The organism is Methylobacterium sp. UNC300MFChir4.1, from assembly GCF_900110155.1.
Classification (GTDB): domain Bacteria; phylum Pseudomonadota; class Alphaproteobacteria; order Rhizobiales; family Beijerinckiaceae; genus Methylobacterium.
Map to the genome: position 1 here is coordinate 86,295 of NZ_FOCS01000002.1, position 17,701 is coordinate 103,995.

A 17,701-nucleotide genomic window follows, 5' to 3' on the forward strand; every position below is an offset into this window, starting at 1 on the left:
CGGCCCGCCGTTGGTGTTTTCAGGCGGAGCGCTCGAACGCCGCCACGTAGGCCGCGGCGTCGCGGGCGACGTCGGCCGCCGCCTTCCCGGGCCGGTAAAGATTGGACCCGAGGCCGAATCCATCGGCGCCCGCCTGCCGCCAGCCCGCGATGGTCTCGGGCAAGACTCCGCCGACGGCCAGAACCCGCGTGTCCGGCGGAAGGACCGCGCGATGCGCCCGGAGCGCCAGGGGCGTCGCGACATCCGCCGGGAACAGCTTCAGCGCGGTTGCTCCCGCCGCCAGGCAAGCGAAAGCCTCCGTGGGCGTCTGATAGCCCGGAAGCGAGACAAGGCCCGCCGCGACGGTGGCGCCGATGACGGCCGGATCGGCGTTTGGCGATACCACGAGGGTTCCGCCAGCAGCGGCGACCTCGCCGACCTGAGTCGGCGTCAGGACCGTGCCGGCCCCGACCAGCGCCCGCCCGGCGAGGCGCTCGGCGAGCGTCGCGATGCTCCGGAGCGGGTCCGGCGAGTTGAGGGGCACCTCGACGAGGGTGAACCCGGCTCCGACCAGAGCCTCCCCCACGGCGGGTGCCTCGTCCGGCGTGAGCCCCCGCAGGATGGCGACGAGGGGGCAGGCCGCGAAGGCCGCCTCGAACCGGTCGAGGATGGTCATGCCCGCAGACTCCAGATGGCGTGGATACCGGCCGTGGTTGAACCGTCCGGCACGATCACCGGATCCCCGCCCGCTTCGGTGATGGCGGCGGCGTAGAGCGACCCGAGGCGGCCGCCGCCGAGGAGATGGACCGGGCGCCGCCGGAGGTCCTCCCGGGTGCCGATATCGGCGCCGATCAGGATCCCGCTGGCATGGGCCGCCGCGTCCTCGGGGGCGAGCCGATCGAGCAGGAGGCCGGAGCGGACCTCGAACAGGGTGGCGGCGAGATTGCGGGACGCGAGGCCGCGCCGGACACCCGCGCGGAAGGGGGCCCCATCCCCGACCGTGCCGTCGAGCGTCCCGGCCAGGATCCCGTGTGCCCGCAGGAGGGCGAAGAATTCTCCGGTCATCACGGTGGTGAAATCCGTGATGGCCCCGTCGACGGTCTCGATCCACTTGTTGTGCGTGCCGGGCTGGCAGAACAGGGCCGTCGCCGGCGCCGTGCCCGCTCCGATCGCCCCGAGGACCTGGATCTCCTCGCCCCGCATCACGTCGGGGCGACCACCGCCCCGCAGAGCGACGCCGGGGACGATCCGGACGCCCGGGGCGGGCTCGAGGCAGGCTTCGGCCAGGGCGGCGAGGGTGGCCGGCGCGGCCACGTAGGGCGCCGCCTGCCAGCCCCGGTTGGAGCCGATCATGCCGACGGCGATGATGTGGTCAGCGCCCAGTCGCGCGCGCAGCGCCGCGATCTCCGCCGGATAGGCGTCGGGCGACAGGGCGAGGACGCCACGCTCGTCGTGCAGGCTGTCGAGAATGATGCCCTCTTCCGAGACGGCGAAGGCCCGCCGGTTCGTCGTGCCCCAGTCGACGGCGATGTAGGCCGGGCGATCGCCCATGCCGAACCCTCTCAGAAGCGCCACTCGACGAATTGTCTGAGTTAAATGCGGCGCGCGGCGCGGTCAAGTTCAGTCCGGCGGCTGTCGTGACACGGAGGGCGACTGATATCACTCCCGGGGGATTGTCGCGCCGCCACGAGCGTTTGCGATGGACTGCGCGGCTGGGGATCGGCGATATGGCGGCAAGAAATCGAACCCGGGAGGGACACGCTTGGCACGGGATGTAATCCTGGCGACCGATGGCCTGACGATGGAATTCCGCGGATTCCGGGCCGTCAACGGCGTGGCGTTGCAGGTCGAGCGCGGCACCATCCACGCCCTTATCGGGCCGAACGGGGCCGGCAAGACCACCTGCTTCAACCTCCTGACGAAGTTCCTGATCCCGACCGCGGGGACGATCCGCTACAAGGACCGCGACATCACCGGCCTGAAGGCGGCGGACGTCGCCCGCCTCGGGCTCGTGCGCTCGTTCCAGATCTCGGCCGTGTTCCCGCACCTCACGGTGATGGAGAATGTCCGCATCGCCCTGCAGCGGCGGCGGCGCGGCGATTCCTTCGACTTCTGGCGGCCCGAGCGGGTCCTGCGCGCGCTGAACGGCGAGGCGCTCGCCCTCGTCGAGGCGGTGGGCCTCTCCGACTTCGCCGACGTGCTCGCGGTCGAGCTGTCCTACGGGCGCAAGCGCGCGCTCGAGATCGCCACGACTCTCGCCCTCGATCCGGAGATGCTGCTCCTCGACGAGCCGATGGCCGGCATGGGCCACGAGGACGTCGAGCGCACGGCGCAACTTATCCGCCGGGTCTCGAAGGACCGCACCATCCTGATGGTGGAGCACAACCTCTCCGTGGTCGCCTCCCTGTCGGACCGGATCACCGTGCTGGCCCGCGGGCAGGTGCTGGCCGAGGGCGACTACGCCACGGTCTCGAAGGACCCGCGGGTGGTCGAAGCGTATATCGGGGCGGGACATGCCTGAGGCGGCTCTGAAGACACCTCCGGCGGCCGCGACCGACGCGCTGCTGACCGTCCGCGGCCTCGAGGGCTGGTACGGCGAGAGCCACGTCCTCCACGGCATCGACATCGACGTGCGCGCGGGCGAGGTGATCACGCTGCTCGGCCGCAACGGCGCGGGCAAGACCACGACCCTCCGGGCGATCATTGGGATCCTCGGCAAGCGCTCGGGCTCGATCGTCTACGACGGCGTCGAGACGGTCCGGATGGCCTCGCGCAACATCGCCCGGCTCGGGATCGGCTACGTGCCGGAGGAGCGAGGGATCTTCGCGAGCCTGACGGTCCACGAGAACCTGATGCTGCCGCCGCGGGTGAAGCCCGGCGGCATGTCGGTGGCCGATATCCACACGCTGTTCCCGAACCTCAAGGAACGCGCCGGCAGCCAGGGCACCAAGCTCTCGGGCGGCGAGCAGCAGATGCTGGCGATCGGGCGCATCCTGCGCACCGGCGCCAAGCTGATCCTGCTCGACGAGCCCACGGAAGGTCTCGCGCCGGTCATCGTCCAGCAGATCGGCCGGACGATCCAGCAATTGAAGACTCAGGGCTACACCATCGTCCTGGTGGAGCAGAATTTCCGCTTCGCCCAGACTTTGGCGGACCGGCACTTCGTGATCGAGCAGGGGCGGGTGGTCGACATGATCCCCAATGCCGAGCTTGACGCCAATATCGACAAGCTGCACGCCTATCTCGGCGTCTGAATCTCGCACGCGAAAACCGTAGAAGCGCCAGAAAACGGCGACCCGATACTCGGCCGGCGGAGATCCGCCGCGCCGCTGGAGGATGGAAACGAAAATGCTCGGACGCATCGCCCGGCCCGTGACCCTCGCCGCCCTCGCCGGCGCCCTGATGATGGGCACCGCAGCCGCGCAGACGAACGTGAAGATCGGCATCCTGGGCGACCGCTCGGGCGCCTACTCGGACATCAGTGGCGAGGGCTCGGTCGTGGCCGCGAAGCTCGCGGTCGAGGATTTCAAGCCCGAGCAGCACGGGCTGAAGGTCGAGATCGTCTCGGCCGACCACCAGAACAAGCCGGATGTCGGCGCGGCCATCGCCCGGCAATGGTACGACCGCGACGCCGTCGACATGATCACGGACGGCGTGACGTCCTCGGTGGCGCTGGCGATCAGCCAGGTCACCAAGGAGAAGAACAAGGTCTTCATCGATACCGGCGCCGGCACCGCCGACCTCACCGGCCCGCAATGCACGCCGAACACCATCCACTGGGTCTACGACACGGTGGCGCTGGCCAACGGCACCGGCGGCGCGATGGTCAAGCGCGGCGGCAACACGTGGTTCTTCCTCACGGCCGACTACGTGTTCGGCCAGACCCTGCAGCGCGACACCAGCGCGGTCATCACCAAGAACGGCGGCAAGGTCGTCGGCTCGGTGAAGACCCCGTTCCCGACCTCCGACTTCTCGTCCTTCCTGCTGCAGGCGCAGGGCTCGGGCGCCAAGGTGATCGGGCTCGCCAATGCCGGCACCGACACGATCAACGCGATCAAGCAGGCGGGCGAATTCGGCATCACCGAGGGCGGCCAGGCGCTCGCCGGCCTCCTGGTCTTCTCCTCGGACGTGCACTCGCTGGGCACCAAGGTGGCGCAGGGGCTGGTGCTCACCGAGCCGTTCTACTGGGACCTGAACGACCAGACCCGCGCCTTCTCGGACCGGTTCGCCAAGCAGATGAAGAACGGCTCGAAGCCGACCGCGAACCATGCGGGCGTCTACTCGGACGTGCTCCACTACCTGAAGGCTGTGGCCGAGACGAAGTCGACCGCCGACGGCGCCGCCACGGTCGCCAAGATGAAGGCGATGCCGACGGACGACCCGCTGTTCGGCAAGGGCGTGATCCGCGCGGACGGCCGCAAGATCCACGACATGTACCTGTTCGAGGTCAAGAAGCCCGCCGAGTCGAAGGGCGAGTGGGACCTCTACAAGAAGCTCGAGACTATCCCGGGCGACCAGGTCTTCCGGCCGCTCAACGAGGGCAACTGCCCCCTGGTGAAGGGCTGACGGTGGGTTCGGGGCGCGGAGACCGGCCATGACCACGATCTTCGGTGTGCCGACGCAGGCCCTGTTCGGTCAGCTCCTGCTCGGCCTGATCAACGGCTCGTTCTACGCGATCCTGTCGCTCGGGCTCGCGATCATCTTCGGGCTCCTGAACATCATCAACTTCGCCCACGGCGCGCTCTACATGATGGGCGCGTTCGTGGCCTGGATGCTGCTCACCTATGTCGGTCTCGGCTACTGGTGGGCGCTGGGGCTCGCACCGCTCGTGGTGGGCGCCTTCGGCATCGTTCTGGAGCGGGTGCTCATCGCCCGGCTCTACAAGCTCGACCACCTCTACGGCCTGCTGCTGACCTTCGGTCTCGCGCTGATCATCCAGGGCCTGTTCCGCAACCAGTACGGCGTGTCGGGTCTGCCCTACGCGATCCCGGCCGAGCTGTCCGGCGGCCAGCGCCTGCCCTTCATGTTCCTGCCGAACTACCGCGCCTGGGTGGTGGTCGCCTCGCTGACCGTCTGCATCGCGACGTGGCTCGTAATCGAGAAGACCAAGCTCGGCGCCTATCTGCGCGCCGCCACCGAGAACCCGACCCTGGTCCAGGCGTTCGGGGTCAACGTGCCGCTGTTCCTGACGCTGACCTACGGGTTCGGCGTCGCGCTCGCGGGTTTCGCCGGGGTGCTCGCTGCGCCGATCTACTCGGTCAATCCCAACATGGGCGCCGACATCATCATCGTGGTCTTCGCCGTGGTGGTGATCGGCGGCATGGGCTCGATCATCGGCTCGGTGATCACGGGCTTCGCCCTGGGCCTCGTGGAGGGGCTGACCAAGGTGTTCTATCCGGAGGCGTCCGCCACCGTGATCTTCGTGATCATGGTGCTGGTGCTGCTCGTCAAACCCGCCGGCCTGTTCGGGCGCACGGCCTGATCGCGATCTGAGGCACCCCCATGGCCGACACCGCCGCCCTCGACGCCGCCCCGATCGCCGCCGCCGTGCCGACGAGTCGGGACGACAAGGCGCTCCACCGCCTCATCTTCGTGGGCATCGCGGTGCTGCTCGTCGTGGCACCGCTCGTCCTGTACCCCGTCTACCTGATGAAGGTGCTGTGCTTCGCGCTGTTCGCGCTCGCCTTCAACCTCCTGCTCGGCTACGGCGGCCTGCTCTCCTTCGGCCACGCCGCCTATTTCGGCATGGCAAGCTACCTCTGCGCGTACACGGCCAAGAGCCTGGGCTTCACGCCGGAACTGGCGATCCTCGCCGGCACGGTCACGGCCGCTCTGCTGGGTCTGGTCTTCGGCGCCCTGGCGATCCGCCGGCAGGGCATCTACTTCTCGATGATCACCCTGGCGCTCGCCCAGATGGTGTTCTTCTTCTCCCTGCAGGCGAAGTTCACCGGCGGCGAGGACGGCATCCAGGCGGTGCCCCGCGGCAACCTGTTCGGCGCGATCAGCCTCGCCGACGACCGGGTCATGTACGCGGTGGTGGCCGTGGTCTTCATGGCCGGGATGCTGCTGATCTACCGGATCATCCACTCGCCCTTCGGGCAGGTGCTGAAGGCGATCCGCGACAACGAGCCGAGGGCGATCTCGCTCGGCTACCGCGCCAGCCAGTACAAGCTCGCGGTGTTCGTGCTCTCGGCGACGCTCGCCGGGCTCGCGGGCTCCACCAAGGCGATCGTGTTCCAGCTCGCCTCGCTCACCGACGTGCACTGGTCGATGTCCGGCGAAGTGGTGCTGATGACCCTCGTCGGCGGCATGGGGACGGTGTTCGGGCCGATCGTCGGCGCGCTGGTGATCGTCACGATGGAGACCTACCTGGCACAGTTCGGCGCTTGGGTGACGATCATCCAGGGCTGCGTCTTCGTGCTCTGCGTGCTGCTGTTCCGCGAGGGCATCGTTGGCCTGATCGCCCGGCTGATCCGACGGCCGCTCTAGGACGCGGGATCCGGGGCGGGTGGCGGTTGCATCGCGGCAACGCCCCCGTCGCGACCTGCAATGGCGGATCGAGGCTGCGACTTGTGGTGAGCTTTCGTTAACCAAGACTGCCCACGCTGACGGCTCCACGCTGTCAGGGCCACCATGACCCAGGACCGAACGCTCAGCATCGACGACCCGGCCCTCGACTGCCCGGTCGCACCGGACGTGGTCGGCCGCCTGATCAAGGCCGACCCGGACGGGGCCGCGCTTCTGCTCGACGGGATCCCGGAGGCGACGCGCGCCCGGCTCGCCGTCTGGCTCTACGGCCGCAGTCACACCCACGCGATCGGCGTCCGCGTCGCGGCGACCTGCGAGGGCCCGACCCTCCGGCGGACCGCGGGCCTCGTCGGGAACGTCCTCTACGACCTGTCCCGCCGTCCCGTGGCGGCGAGCCACGGACCGCGCGGGGGCGCCGGCCGCATCTCCCTGGGCGGGTCGAAGCGCCGCGCCTGACGGGTCGGCACGACCGGCCGATTGGATCGCCGCCGCGCAGGGACTATCCTGCGCGCCGATGTCCTCCCTGTCCGCGCCGTCCGTCCGCCGCCTCGACCCCATACTCGTCGACCGCATCGCCGCGGGCGAGGTGGTCGAGCGCCCGGCCTCGGCCGTGAAGGAACTGGTCGAGAACGCGATCGATGCCGGGGCCCGGGCCGTCGAGGTCACCGTCGAGGCCGGTGGGCGCCGGCTGATCCGCGTGGTCGACGACGGCCGCGGCATGACGCCGGACGATCTCGACCTCGCGGTCGAGCGGCACGCCACCTCCAAGCTCCCGGGCGGCGACCTCACTGCGATCGACACCCTCGGCTTCCGCGGCGAGGCCCTGCCGTCGATCGGCGCGGTGTCGCGCCTCGCCATCGTCACCCGCACGCCCGAGGCCGAGGCGGGGGCGAGTCTGACGGTCGAGGCGGGGCTGAAGGGTCAGGTCCGCCCGGCCCCGGCCCAGCGCGGCACCCGGATCGAGGTGACCGAGCTCTTCGCCGCCACGCCGGCGCGGCTCAAGTTCCTGAAATCGGACCGGGCGGAGAACGCCGCCATCGCTGAGACGCTGCGCCGCCTCGCGGCGACGCAGCCCGGGATCCGCTTCACCCTGCGGGCCGATTCCGGCCAGCCCCTGGTCCTGCCGGCCGAGACCGGGGCCGAGGCGGAGCTGCGCCGGCTCGCGGCGGTGCTGGGACAGGACTTCCTCGCCAACGCCCTGCCGGTTTCCCTGGCCCGGGAGGGCTTCGCTGTGACGGGCCATGTCGGCCTGCCGACCTACCATCGCGGCGCGGCGACCCACATCCACCTCGCGGTCAACGGCCGGCCGGTCCGCGACCGACTCCTGCTCGGGGCGATCCGCGGCGCCTACGCCGACACGCTGGCCTCCGACCGGCACCCGGTGCTCGGCCTCGCCGTCGCGTGCGACCCCGGCCTCGTCGACGTCAACGTCCACCCGGCCAAGACCGAGGTGCGCTTCCGCGAGCCGGGCCTCGTGCGGGCGCTGATCGTGAGCGCGATCCACGACGCCCTACGCCGCGGCGGCGCCCGCTCGGCCACCACCGGCGCCGCGCGGACCCTCGACGCCCTGCGCCCGGCCGGGGCGCCGCTCGCCACCCACAGCGGCGCCACCGCGCCGAGCCTGTTCCGGCCGACGCGGCCGGGCCCCTTCCCGAGCGGTGCACCCTCGGTGGCAGCGCCACCCGGCTACCGTTCCTCGGCGGCGTGGAGGCCGGCGCCGCAGCCGGCGCGGGTCGAGCCGACCGGCTTCGGCGAGGCCGCTCAAGCCGTCTGGGCCGGGCCCGAGCCCGAAGCCGTGGCGGCCCCGCCCCAGGCCGACACCCGCGTTGCCGCCGACGCTGTGGAGGCGCTCGATCATCCGCTGGGGGCCGCCCGCGCGCAGATCCACGAGACCTACATCCTCGCCCAGACCCGCGACGGCCTTGTGATCGTCGACCAGCACGCCGCCCACGAGCGCCTCGTCTACGAGCGGATGAAGGCCGAGCGGGAGGCAGGCGGCATCGCCCGCCAGGGACTCCTGATCCCGGACGTCGTCGAGATGAGCCCCGAGGAGGCCGACCGGCTGGTCGTGGCCGCCCCGGACCTCGACCGGCTGGGACTGTCCATCGAGGCGTTCGGGCCGGGGGCGGTGCTCGTGCGCGAGGTGCCGGCCGCGCTGATCGGCGCCTCGACGCGCAAGCTCGTCACCGACATCCTCGACGCCCTGGAGGCCAGCGGCGACGAGGAGGGCGGAGAGCCGGCGACCGAGGGCGGCCCGCTCGGGCGGCGCCTCGACGCGGTCCTGTCGCGCATGAGCTGCCACGGCTCGATCCGCGCCGGGCGTCGCCTGCGGCCGGAGGAGATGAACGCCCTGCTGCGCGAGATGGAGGCGACGCCCAATTCCGGACAGTGCAACCACGGTCGCCCGACCTCGATCGAACTGAAGCTCGCCGACATCGAGCGGCTGTTCGGCCGCCGATGAGGCGCCGCGCCGTCGATCCGGCTGGCGGCACGCGCGGGGCCGGTCCACAACGGCGTGTGACGCCGCGGCTCGAAGACCGGGGCGCCAGCCGTCCCGAACCGACAGTGCGCATGGGAGGCGCGGAGCCATGACCGATCTCGACAACTTCGGCGCGCGCCGCGCCGCCGCGCGGCCGACGTGCCCGGCACCCGCCGCCGCGTCGGTACGCTGAGATGGCGGGCCCGTTCGACCTCGCCGGCCGCCACGTCTTGGTGACCGGGGCCTCCAGCGGTCTCGGCCGCCATTTCGCCGGGACCCTGGCCCGCGCCGGCGCGCGCCTGTCGCTCGGCGCCCGCCGGGCCGACGCCCTCGCCGAGACCGTCGATCGCGTCGCGGCGGCGGGCGGTGAGGCCCACGCCGTCGTCATGGACGTCACCGACGCCGCGAGCGTTGAGCGGGCGCTCGACGCCGCCGAAGAGCGCTTCGGACCGGTGGCGGTGCTGGTGAACAATGCCGGCGTGACGGCGACGAAGCCGGCCCTCGACCTCGCGGAATCCGACTGGGACGCGGTGCTCGACACGAATCTCAAAGGCGTCTGGCAGGTCGCCCAGGCCACCGGCCGGCGCATGGTCCGGCACGGGGCGGGCGGCAGCATCGTCAACATCGCGTCGATCCTCGGGCTGCGGGTCACCGGCGGGCTCGCGCCCTACGCCACCTCGAAGGCGGCGGTCGTCCAGCTCACCAAGAGCCTCGCGCTCGAGTGGGCCCGCTACGGGATCCGGGTGAACGCCCTCGCGCCAGGCTACATCAAGACCGAGCTCAACGACGCCTTCTTCGAGTCCGATGCCGGCCGGGCGCTGATCAGGCGCATTCCGCAGCGCCGGCTGGGCGAGGCCGCCGAACTCGACGGGCCGCTCCTGCTCCTGGCCTCGGAGGCCGGCGCCTACATGACCGGCAGCGTCCTGGCGGTGGACGGCGGCCACCTCGTCTCCGGCCTGTAGTGGTCGCCCGAAACGGCTCCCGTCACGGGACCGGCGCGGGTCAGAGGGTCCGCGCCTGCTCGCGCAGGACGAATTTCTGAATCTTGCCGGTCGAGGTCTTCGGCAGCGGCCCGAACACCACCGTCTTCGGCACCTTGAACCGCGCCATGTGCTCGCGACAGAACGCGATCAACTCCTGGTCGCTCGGCACCGCTGCGCCGGGCTTCACCTCCAGGAACGCGCAGGGGCTCTCGCCCCAGGTCGGATCCGGCCGCGCCACGACGGCCGCCAGCATCACGGCGGGATGGCGCATCAGCACCTCCTCCACCTCCAGGCTGGAGATGTTCTCGCCGCCCGAGATGATGATGTCCTTCGCCCGGTCCTTGATCTCCACCGACCCGTCGGGATGCCAGACCGCGAGGTCGCCGGTCCGGTACCAGCCGCCGGCGAGGGCCTCCTCGGTCGCGCCCGGGTTGCCGAGGTAGCCCTTCATGACCGTGTTTCCGCGCAGGCGGATCTCGCCGACCGTCGTGCCGTCCCGCGGCACCGGCGCGTCGCTCGCGACGTCGGCGACGCTCACCGCCTCGAGCGTGGCCAGCGGCACGCCCTGGCGGGCCATGCGGGCGTGTCGCTCGGTGTCGGGGAGATCGGTCCAGTCCGGCTGCGCCAGACAGACCGTCGCGGGGCCGTAGCTCTCGGTGGCGCCGTAGAGATGCGTCACTTGGAAGCCGAGCTCCTCCATGGTGCGGATGATCGTCGAGGACGGCGCCGCGCCGCCGACCGCGCAGCGCACGCGCTGGGGGAACGGCACACGGTCCTGCGCCGGCGCGTGCGCGATCATCGAGAGGACGATCGGGGCGCCGCACAGATGCGTCACCCCGTGCTCGGCGATCAGCCTGAAGATCGCCGCCGGCTCGACCTTGCGCAGGCAGACCTGCGTGGCGCAGGCGGCGACACTCGCCCATGGGTAGGACCAACCGCTGCAGTGGAACATCGGCAGCGTCCAAAGATACACGCTCTCGCCGGTCAGGCCGAACGTGACGGCGTTGCCGAGCGCCTGGAGATAGCCGCCGCGATGGCTGTAGACGGCGCCTTTGGGATCGCCGGTCGTCCCCGACGTGTAGAGCAGGCAGAGCGACTGCCACTCGTCCTCCGGGCCGTGCCAGGCGTAGTCCGGATCGCCCTCGGCCAGCAGATCCTCGTAGGGCAGGGCCCCGTCGATCCCGGTCGCGCCGATCACCACGACGAGGACCGGCTCGGCGAGTTCCGCGAGCGCCCGCGCGGCCAGCGCGGCGTACTCGGCCTCGACGAGGAGCGCCCGGGCGCCCCCGTGCCGCAGCGAGAACGCGATCGTCGCCGCGTCGAGGCGCGTATTCAGCGGGTTCAGCACCGCGCCGAGCATCGGCACGGCGAAGTGCGCCTCGATCATCTCCGGGACGTTCGGCGCCAGGATCGCCACGGTGTCGAGTGGCCCGACCCCCCGGGCCGCGAGGCCCGCGGCGAGGCGCCGGCAACGCGCGTAGAGGTCCGCGTAGGTGAGGCGGCGGTGGCCGTCGATCACGGCGATCCGCCCGCCCGCCGCGGCGGCGGCCCGCGCCAGCAGGCTGGCGGGGGTCAGCGGGATGTAGTTGGCCGGCCGGCGCGCGAGCCCGGCCTCGAACGGATGAGAGCCCGTCTCGCGGACCTCGGTCTGGGTCGGACGGGTGTCCGTCATCGTGCAGCCTTCTGATCGGGCGGCGGGCGTGGCGTGCGCTCCGCGCGACGAAGATTTCGCCGCCGTCGTGCCTGTCAATCGCGGCCACCGTGACAATGTGGGCCGCGCGCGGATTCTGTTACAGGGCCCTGTTGACGGGAGATCGCCCCTGGCGGATGCCCGTATTCCAGCGACGCGCCGTCGGGACCGCGTGCGACCGGCCCATCTGCGGGAGACGATTGTGGGGAACGACAACCTGCCGGCGATCTCCGGGGAGACCGGCCGCGCCGCGGTGGAGGGCAGCGTCGCCCGGGCGCGCGAGGCGTACGAGCGCTTCGCCGAGGCGGGCGAGATGGCGCTGAACGCCTTCGAGGCCTCGATGGCGCAGAGCTTCGAGGGCTGGCGCGCGGTGATGGGCTCCAGCCGCGAGACCGCGCACCAACTCACCGACAGCAACGTGGCCGGCGCCCGCCGGGTGCGCGAGCAGTGGGACGCCGCCGGCGCCCGGCTCTACAACGCGTTCGAGGATAACGCCGTCCACGCCATGGCGGCGATGCGCGAGATCGGCCACCGGATCCTCGTGGCCTCCGACACCAATGTCCGCGCGAGCCTCGACTTCGCGGACCGCGTCGCCAAGGCGGCAGATGCCCGCGAGGTCGCGGCGCTGAACATCGCGTTCCTGCAGGAGCAGGCGCGCCGGCTGACCGACCAGATGGTCGACCTCCATCAGACGACCGGCCGTCTCGCCCGCGAGGCCGCCGCGCGCACGGAGACCCCGTGACGGCCGGCACCGCGGCGCCCGTTCCCGGACCTGAGGCAACGCCGCGGCTCGACGACCTGAGCCGCGCCGACGTGCCGTTCCGGACCGGCCATTTCCTGGCCTACGCGCCCCACGACTTCCACCGCATCGCCTACGTGGAATGGGGTGACCCGGACAGTCCGCACGTCGTCGTTTGCGTCCACGGTCTCAGCCGCCAGGGCCGCGATTTCGACGCCCTCGGCTATCGCCTCGCGAAGCTCGGGTACCGGGTGATCTGCCCGGACCTGCCCGGGCGCGGCCTCAGCGGATGGCTGAAGGACCCGGAACTCTACGGCCTGCCGCAATACGCCGCCGACATGGCCGCGCTCATCGCCCATCTCCGGGTCCCCGGGAAGATCGACTGGGTGGGCACGTCCCTCGGCGGGCTGACCGGCATGGTCCTGGCCGCGGCCGCCCGCACCCCGATCCGCCGGATGGTGATCAACGATATCGGCCCGTTCCTGCCCTGGGCGCCCATCCGCGAGATCGGGTCGCGGCTGCGGGACGCGCCCCGGCTGCACCATAACCTCGCCTCGGGCGAATCGCGTCTGCGCACGGTGCTGGGCGCGTTCGGGCCGCTCACCGACGAGCAGTGGCGCCACATCGCCAAGCACAGCTTCTTCCAGGAGCCCAACGGCGGCTGGCGGCCCCACTACGATCCCGGCATCGGAGACGCCTTCCGACCGGGCCGCGTCTACAGCGTGAGCATGTGGCGCGACTGGGACGCGATCACCTGTCCGGTCCTGCTGCTCCGCGGCGAGCACTCGGAACTCCTCCTCGCCTCGACCGCCGACGAGATGACGCGCCGGGGACCGCCGACGCGCCGCGTCGAGATTCCCGATTGCGGCCACGCGCCCGCGTTGCTCGACGACGACCAGTTGCGAATCGTCCTCGATTGGCTCGGCCCGGCGGCGTGATTCCGTCGCCGGCGCGCGCCACCGAGCTCTGAGTCGACCGTTTGCTGTCGTACGGATTTCCCTGGGATCGGCCCCGCGGGCCCAACGCGGCACAGGCAACCCGATATCGCCCGGCAGTGTTCGAGAGTGAATTTTTAGCTGATCTCGCTCACTTATATTTGATCGGGCCCGGTATTTGAGTTGTTCTCGCGGCGGGCACTGGGGGGCCCAAATTGCGGTCTTCCGGACCTAAGATTTCGAGAGCGTAACCATTCGTTGCACGCGCGGCTGACCTGTGGCACTAACAGATGTCAGGTCTGGATCTTGGCCGCGCAATGTTGCACCTGTCGGTTGTGATTGGCGCCCTGGATCCGGGCGAGCAAGCCTGCAGACAGCAAGAACATCCGGACTACCAACTATGGCGAACCCAACCCCCAAGCCGAAGCAGACCACAGCCATCGATCACGGGGTCGGCAGCCGCATCGCGTTCCTTCGGGCGGCGAATGGACTGAGCCAGTCCGCGCTGGCCAGCGCGCTGGGCGTCAGCTTCCAGCAGGTCCAGAAGTACGAGACCGGCAAGAACCGTGTCGGTGCCGGCCGCCTGCAGGCGATCGCCGAGCGGCTCGGCGTTCCGGTCTCGAGCTTCTTCGAGCCCGAGCCCGAGGCGACGACGGATAGCGGTCCCGCGCTGCTGCGCGTCGCCGGCGCCGTCGAACTGCTCCGGGCCTACAATCAGATCGCCGACGATCAGATGCGCCGCGACGTGCTCTCCCTCGTCAAATCCGCGGCGCGGATCGGTCAGACCAAGACGTCGGACGGCGCGGCACCGCAGGCGGGCGGCGCTCCGCGCAACTCCTGACATCCGGGCCTTGCCCGGCGCCGATCCGGCGCCGTGCGGTCCCTGCAGGCGGGATCATGGACTCTCTCCCGACGCGTGTGACCCACCTGCTCGCCGACCTGCCGCTCCGGGCGGACGACGAGATCGTGTCGGTCCTGGTCTCCGAGCCGGGCCTGCGGGTGGAGCGCATCGTCTCGACTGGTCAGGCGAGCCCGCCGGGATTCTACTACGACCAGCCGGATACCGAGTGGGTCGCCGTCCTGACGGGCGCGGCCGACCTTCGGTTCGCCGACGAGGCGGAGGCCCGTCGCCTCGTCGCGGGTGACGCCGTGCTGATCGCGCCGCATCGTCGGCACCGGGTGGAGTGGACCGACTCACCCACCGTCTGGCTGGCGATCCATTTCGGGTCTTAAGTCGGCGCTACGGATCCGGCTTCGCGCGATCGGGACTAAGCACGATTCAGGCGGCGAATCGGGCGATCGCCACGGCCGTATCCCCATAGACGCGCCGCTCCAGTTCCGCGAAGCCGGCCGGCCAGACGACCTGCGCGGCCTCGACCTCTTCGACGACGATGAGAGCCCCGGGCGCCAGCCAGGCTCCCTCGGCGGCGCTTTTCAGGGCGCGCGGCGCCAGATCACGGCCGTAGGGCGGGTCGCAGAAGACCAGCGAGAAGGTGCCCGCCGTGGAGGCCGGGCCGAGACGGGTCGCGTCCCGCCGAAACAGGCGCGTCACGCCTTCGGCACCCAGGGCCTCGATGTTCTCGCGGATCACCGCGCGCGCCTCGGCCCCCTCGTCGACGAGGAGGGCGTAGGCGGCGCCTCGCGAGAGCGCCTCGAAGCCGAGGGCACCCGTACCGGCGAACAGGTCGAGGACCCGGGCGCCGGCGACGGCGTCGTCGTAGGCGTGGGCGAGCACGTTGAACAACGATTCCCGCAGGCGGTCCGATGTCGGCCGAATGGCGTCGGTGCGCGGCGTGGCGAGCCTGCGGCGCCGCCACGCGCCGCCGACGATCCTCACCGCGTCCCGCGCGGCGGCCGGCCGCCGCCGGGCTTGGCGCCCCCGCGCGGCGCACCGGGACGAGCACCAGGACGACCGCCCGTCTCCGACCCGCCCGCGGGTCCGTTGCGCCGACCCTGGCCAGCCCCCTTGCCGGCGAAACCGCCGGGCTTGCCACCGGGGCGGCTTCCGCCGGGACGCGCACCCCCGGTCTTCGGGCCACCGAACGCGGGCTTGCCCCCGGCGGCAGCGGGCTTCTGGCCGCGGAAGCCGCCTGGCTTCCGCGACGCGCCCTCCGCCGGCCCGGCGTCGAACGGTCGGTCGCGCCGGCCCCCGGGCTTGCCCCCGCGCTCGTCGAATCGCCGTTCGTCCCGCGGAGCCTCGCTCCGCGCGCTCTCGCGGCGCGGGCGCTCATCGCCGCGGCGCTCATCGCGCCGACCGGCGGGGCGCTCCTGCCGCTCCGGCATCCCCCGGTCGGCGAAGCGGCGCTTCGGCTTGGCGACGGGCTGGGGCTCCGCCGGCGTTGCGGACAGGCGCTCGACGACGACCCGGCGGTCGCCGGCCCGGATCGAGCCGACGCGTTCGCGGCCGCGTTCTGCCGCAGCCGCCTGCGCGGCCCGGGGATCCGCGCCGCGCCGGGGAATGCGCGTCCCCCGCGGCTTGGCCGCGTCCTCGTCGCGCCACGCGGAGTTGCGCGGTCCGGGACCGGTGCCCCCGGTTGAGACGCGCGGCGCCGGCGCGGGACGCGCCGCATTGCGCCGGGAAGATGCCGGCTGCGCCGATTGGGCGTCCCGATCCGCCGGGCGGGTGCCACCGAACGGCGAGATCGGCTCGCGGACCGGACTGTCGAAATCCACGCCGGCCTGCTCGGCGAGGCTCTTGCCGAGCTGATCCTTGAGGACGCGGGTCCGCACCTCCTCGACCAGGCCGACCTCCAGGTCGCCGAGCTGGAAGGGCCCGAAGGAGAGCCGGATCAGCCGGTTCACCGACAGTCCGAGATGCTCGAGGATGCGCTTGACCTCGCGATTCTTGCCCTCGCGCAGGCCGAGCGTCAGCCAGACGTTGTCGCCCTGGACGCGGTCGAGGGTCGCCTCGACGGGGCCGTACTCCATCCCGTCGATGGTGACACCCTTGGACAGCCGGTCGAGCTGCGCCTGATCGGTGTCGCCGTGGGCGCGGACTCGGTAGCGGCGCAGCCAGCCCGTGTCGGGATGCGCGATCACCTTGGCGAGCCCGCCGTCATTGGTGAGCAGCAGCAGCCCCTCGGTGTTGATGTCGAGCCGTCCAACCGCCACGACCCGGGGCAGATCCTCCGGGAGCACGTCGAACACCGTCTGGCGGCCCTCCGGGTCCCGGGCGGTCGTCACCACGCCCCGCGGCTTGTGGAAGATCCACAGGCGGCTGCGCTCCCGCGACGGCATCGGCTCGCCGTCGATCAGGATCCGGTCGTTCTCGGTGACGTTGCGGGCCGGGGATGTCAGCGTCTCGCCGTTGACGCTGACGCGTCCGGCCAGGATCATCGTCTCGGCGTCGCGCCGCGAGGCGACGCCGGCCCGTGCCATCGCCTTCGCGATGCGCTCGCCGGGCGGCGTCTCGATCAGGGCTTCGGCGTCCGCGGACGCTTCGGGACCTGGTTCCGGCTGCGGCTCTGGCAGAGGCTCCGCCTGCGGGGCGGGCTGCGGCTTGGCCTTCCGCGCCGGCTTCTTCGCGGCAGAACTGGCAGGCCGCTCGGTGTCGGCATCGGCACGGCCCGCATCGGTGGGCGGTGCCCAGCTCTCGGTGCGCGCTGACTCGGGGGCCGGACGGGCGGTCCCCTCCGGCTTATCGTCGTTCGGCAAGTCGCTCATGCCTGCCGCTTATCAGAGCCGGTTCCGACAGGCGAGACGGGTTCTGCACCGGTGCGAGTCGCCTCAACGCGGAGAGGCGGCCCGTCGGGACCGCCTCGAAGACTTGGATGGCGGGTCGAAGACCCGTGTTCGTCAGAGTCTCGGCGAGCGCCCACGCATCACGCCGAACACGGCGGAGATCAGGAACAGCGCGATCGCCACGAAGAAGACGATCTTGGCCGCCTCCATCGCCGTGCCGGCGATGCCGCCGAAACCGAGGAGCGCCGCCACGAGAGCGACGACGAGAAACGTGACAGCCCAGCCGATCATGGCATCCTCGCGTTATTCGGGTCGGTTCAGTTCTGGAACCCGCCCGAGGCGGGTTCCGTTCCGGTCGCGCTCGACGATCAGAGCTTGTCGGTGGCGGACTTCACCGCGCTCTTGGCGTCGCCGACGGTGCCCTGGGCCTTGCCCTTGAGTTCCTGGGCGGCACCTTCGGCCTTGAGCTTGTCGTTACCGGTCACGTCGCCGATGCCCTGCTTGGCCTTGCCGACGGCCTCGTTGGCGACGCCCTTGATCTTGTCGGTGGTGCTGCTCATGGCGTTGTCCTCTTGTTCGATCTGCGGCGGCGCCGCACTGGTTCCTGAAACGGTCACGGTCGGCGGAATGTTCCAGGCCTTAACATTGACTTGGGTCAGGCCAGCCCGCCGCCCCGGGTCCGTCGCG

General features: G+C 71.3%; 19 protein-coding genes. 12 read left to right on the top strand and 7 right to left on the bottom strand.

The features are described from left to right. Positions 1–19 precede the first annotated feature (19 nt). Both BMY19_RS03820 and BMY19_RS03825 read right to left on the bottom strand, forming a co-directional pair. Positions 20–655 carry a 2-dehydro-3-deoxy-6-phosphogalactonate aldolase gene (locus tag BMY19_RS03820; protein WP_091678067.1) on the bottom strand — a complete coding sequence of 212 codons (636 nt, stop codon included), beginning with the start codon at positions 653–655 and terminating at the stop codon, positions 20–22. Continuing rightward, the gene (locus BMY19_RS03825; protein ID WP_100250901.1) at positions 652–1,530 is read right to left on the bottom strand and encodes a 2-dehydro-3-deoxygalactonokinase; all 879 of its coding nucleotides are present in this window, start codon (positions 1,528–1,530) and stop codon (positions 652–654) included. The genes BMY19_RS03820 and BMY19_RS03825 overlap by 4 nt, the downstream gene beginning before the upstream one ends. 211 nt (positions 1,531–1,741) lie before the next feature. Here BMY19_RS03825 and BMY19_RS03830 point away from each other — a divergent pair, with 211 nt between their 5' ends. From BMY19_RS03830 to BMY19_RS03865, 8 genes are all read left to right on the top strand, one after another. Next, the gene (locus BMY19_RS03830; RefSeq protein ID WP_026604669.1) at positions 1,742–2,500 is read left to right on the top strand and encodes an ABC transporter ATP-binding protein; all 759 of its coding nucleotides are present in this window, start codon (positions 1,742–1,744) and stop codon (positions 2,498–2,500) included. Beyond that, complete coding sequence (locus BMY19_RS03835) at positions 2,493–3,233, top strand: ABC transporter ATP-binding protein (RefSeq protein WP_042674624.1); 741 nt, start codon at positions 2,493–2,495, stop codon at positions 3,231–3,233. The genes BMY19_RS03830 and BMY19_RS03835 overlap by 8 nt, the downstream gene beginning before the upstream one ends. Before the next feature lie 94 nt (positions 3,234–3,327). Then, a complete protein-coding gene (locus tag BMY19_RS03840) occupies positions 3,328–4,545 on the top strand; it encodes an ABC transporter substrate-binding protein (RefSeq protein ID WP_100250902.1) in 1,218 nt (405 codons plus the stop codon). Between the two features lie 28 nt (positions 4,546–4,573). Next, the gene (locus BMY19_RS03845; RefSeq protein ID WP_043380394.1) at positions 4,574–5,461 is read left to right on the top strand and encodes a branched-chain amino acid ABC transporter permease; all 888 of its coding nucleotides are present in this window, start codon (positions 4,574–4,576) and stop codon (positions 5,459–5,461) included. 20 nt (positions 5,462–5,481) lie between these two features. Next, positions 5,482–6,468, top strand: coding sequence for a branched-chain amino acid ABC transporter permease (locus BMY19_RS03850; RefSeq protein ID WP_020091437.1), 987 nt, complete (start codon positions 5,482–5,484; stop codon positions 6,466–6,468). A 144-nt stretch (positions 6,469–6,612) separates the two neighbouring features. Beyond that, positions 6,613–6,963: a hypothetical protein gene (locus BMY19_RS03855; RefSeq protein ID WP_100250903.1), complete on the top strand. Its 351-nt coding sequence runs from the start codon at positions 6,613–6,615 to the stop codon at positions 6,961–6,963. Positions 6,964–7,021: 58 nt separating this feature from the next. Beyond that, complete coding sequence (mutL, locus tag BMY19_RS03860) at positions 7,022–8,968, top strand: DNA mismatch repair endonuclease MutL (protein ID WP_100250904.1); 1,947 nt, start codon at positions 7,022–7,024, stop codon at positions 8,966–8,968. A gap of 212 nt (positions 8,969–9,180) precedes the next feature. Continuing rightward, on the top strand, positions 9,181–9,948 hold the full coding sequence (locus BMY19_RS03865; RefSeq protein WP_100250905.1) for an SDR family NAD(P)-dependent oxidoreductase: 768 nt from the start codon (positions 9,181–9,183) through the stop codon (positions 9,946–9,948). Between the two features lie 40 nt (positions 9,949–9,988). On the opposite strand, the gene BMY19_RS03870 is transcribed toward BMY19_RS03865, so the two are convergent. Beyond that, positions 9,989–11,641 carry an AMP-binding protein gene (locus BMY19_RS03870; protein WP_100250906.1) on the bottom strand — a complete coding sequence of 551 codons (1,653 nt, stop codon included), beginning with the start codon at positions 11,639–11,641 and terminating at the stop codon, positions 9,989–9,991. A 220-nt stretch (positions 11,642–11,861) separates the two neighbouring features. Between BMY19_RS03870 and BMY19_RS03875 the strand changes: the two genes are divergently transcribed. The 4 genes from BMY19_RS03875 (at position 11,862) to BMY19_RS03890 (ending at position 14,566) form a co-directional block, all read left to right on the top strand. Next, positions 11,862–12,401, top strand: a complete 540-nt coding sequence (locus BMY19_RS03875) for a phasin family protein (protein ID WP_020091442.1) — start codon at positions 11,862–11,864, stop codon at positions 12,399–12,401. Further along, positions 12,398–13,336 carry an alpha/beta fold hydrolase gene (locus tag BMY19_RS03880; RefSeq protein ID WP_100250907.1) on the top strand — a complete coding sequence of 313 codons (939 nt, stop codon included), beginning with the start codon at positions 12,398–12,400 and terminating at the stop codon, positions 13,334–13,336. Before BMY19_RS03875 ends, BMY19_RS03880 begins: the two co-directional genes overlap by 4 nt. Positions 13,337–13,733: 397 nt before the next feature. Beyond that, a complete protein-coding gene (locus BMY19_RS03885; RefSeq protein WP_056521969.1) occupies positions 13,734–14,174 on the top strand; it encodes a helix-turn-helix domain-containing protein in 441 nt (146 codons plus the stop codon). Positions 14,175–14,230: 56 nt separating this feature from the next. Next, positions 14,231–14,566 (top strand): cupin domain-containing protein, encoded by a 336-nt coding sequence (locus BMY19_RS03890; RefSeq protein WP_100250908.1) that lies wholly within the window; start codon positions 14,231–14,233, stop codon positions 14,564–14,566. Between the two features lie 46 nt (positions 14,567–14,612). Here BMY19_RS03890 and rsmD read toward each other — a convergent pair whose 3' ends face one another. From rsmD to BMY19_RS03910, 4 genes are all read right to left on the bottom strand, one after another. Further along, entirely contained in the window at positions 14,613–15,170 is a 558-nt protein-coding gene (gene rsmD / locus BMY19_RS03895) for a 16S rRNA (guanine(966)-N(2))-methyltransferase RsmD (protein WP_100250909.1), read from the bottom strand. Further along, positions 15,167–16,996 carry a pseudouridine synthase gene (locus BMY19_RS03900; protein ID WP_100250910.1) on the bottom strand — a complete coding sequence of 610 codons (1,830 nt, stop codon included), beginning with the start codon at positions 16,994–16,996 and terminating at the stop codon, positions 15,167–15,169. Before BMY19_RS03900 ends, rsmD begins: the two co-directional genes overlap by 4 nt. 132 nt (positions 16,997–17,128) lie before the next feature. Further along, entirely contained in the window at positions 17,129–17,305 is a 177-nt protein-coding gene (locus BMY19_RS03905; protein WP_012317097.1) for a DUF1328 domain-containing protein, read from the bottom strand. 77 nt (positions 17,306–17,382) lie between these two features. Next, a complete protein-coding gene (locus BMY19_RS03910) occupies positions 17,383–17,574 on the bottom strand; it encodes a CsbD family protein (protein ID WP_020091448.1) in 192 nt (63 codons plus the stop codon). Positions 17,575–17,701 lie beyond the last annotated feature (127 nt).

What these genes read in the sequence shown, in the direction of transcription:
- BMY19_RS03855 (WP_100250903.1), top strand. Translation starts at nt 6,613, where the DNA reads ATGACCCAGGACCGAACGCTCAGCATCGACGACCCGGCCCTCGACTGC.
- BMY19_RS03885 (WP_056521969.1), top strand. Translation starts at nt 13,734, where the DNA reads ATGGCGAACCCAACCCCCAAGCCGAAGCAGACCACAGCCATCGATCAC.
- BMY19_RS03850 (WP_020091437.1), top strand. Translation starts at nt 5,482, where the DNA reads ATGGCCGACACCGCCGCCCTCGACGCCGCCCCGATCGCCGCCGCCGTG.
- BMY19_RS03910 (WP_020091448.1), bottom strand. Translation starts at nt 17,574, where the DNA reads ATGAGCAGCACCACCGACAAGATCAAGGGCGTCGCCAACGAGGCCGTC.
- BMY19_RS03840 (WP_100250902.1), top strand. Translation starts at nt 3,328, where the DNA reads ATGCTCGGACGCATCGCCCGGCCCGTGACCCTCGCCGCCCTCGCCGGC.
- BMY19_RS03890 (WP_100250908.1), top strand. Translation starts at nt 14,231, where the DNA reads ATGGACTCTCTCCCGACGCGTGTGACCCACCTGCTCGCCGACCTGCCG.
- mutL (WP_100250904.1), top strand. Translation starts at nt 7,022, where the DNA reads ATGTCCTCCCTGTCCGCGCCGTCCGTCCGCCGCCTCGACCCCATACTC.
- BMY19_RS03845 (WP_043380394.1), top strand. Translation starts at nt 4,574, where the DNA reads ATGACCACGATCTTCGGTGTGCCGACGCAGGCCCTGTTCGGTCAGCTC.
- BMY19_RS03835 (WP_042674624.1), top strand. Translation starts at nt 2,493, where the DNA reads ATGCCTGAGGCGGCTCTGAAGACACCTCCGGCGGCCGCGACCGACGCG.
- BMY19_RS03900 (WP_100250910.1), bottom strand. Translation starts at nt 16,996, where the DNA reads ATGAGCGACTTGCCGAACGACGATAAGCCGGAGGGGACCGCCCGTCCG.
- BMY19_RS03865 (WP_100250905.1), top strand. Translation starts at nt 9,181, where the DNA reads ATGGCGGGCCCGTTCGACCTCGCCGGCCGCCACGTCTTGGTGACCGGG.
- BMY19_RS03905 (WP_012317097.1), bottom strand. Translation starts at nt 17,305, where the DNA reads ATGATCGGCTGGGCTGTCACGTTTCTCGTCGTCGCTCTCGTGGCGGCG.
- BMY19_RS03870 (WP_100250906.1), bottom strand. Translation starts at nt 11,641, where the DNA reads ATGACGGACACCCGTCCGACCCAGACCGAGGTCCGCGAGACGGGCTCT.
- BMY19_RS03825 (WP_100250901.1), bottom strand. Translation starts at nt 1,530, where the DNA reads ATGGGCGATCGCCCGGCCTACATCGCCGTCGACTGGGGCACGACGAAC.
- BMY19_RS03820 (WP_091678067.1), bottom strand. Translation starts at nt 655, where the DNA reads ATGACCATCCTCGACCGGTTCGAGGCGGCCTTCGCGGCCTGCCCCCTC.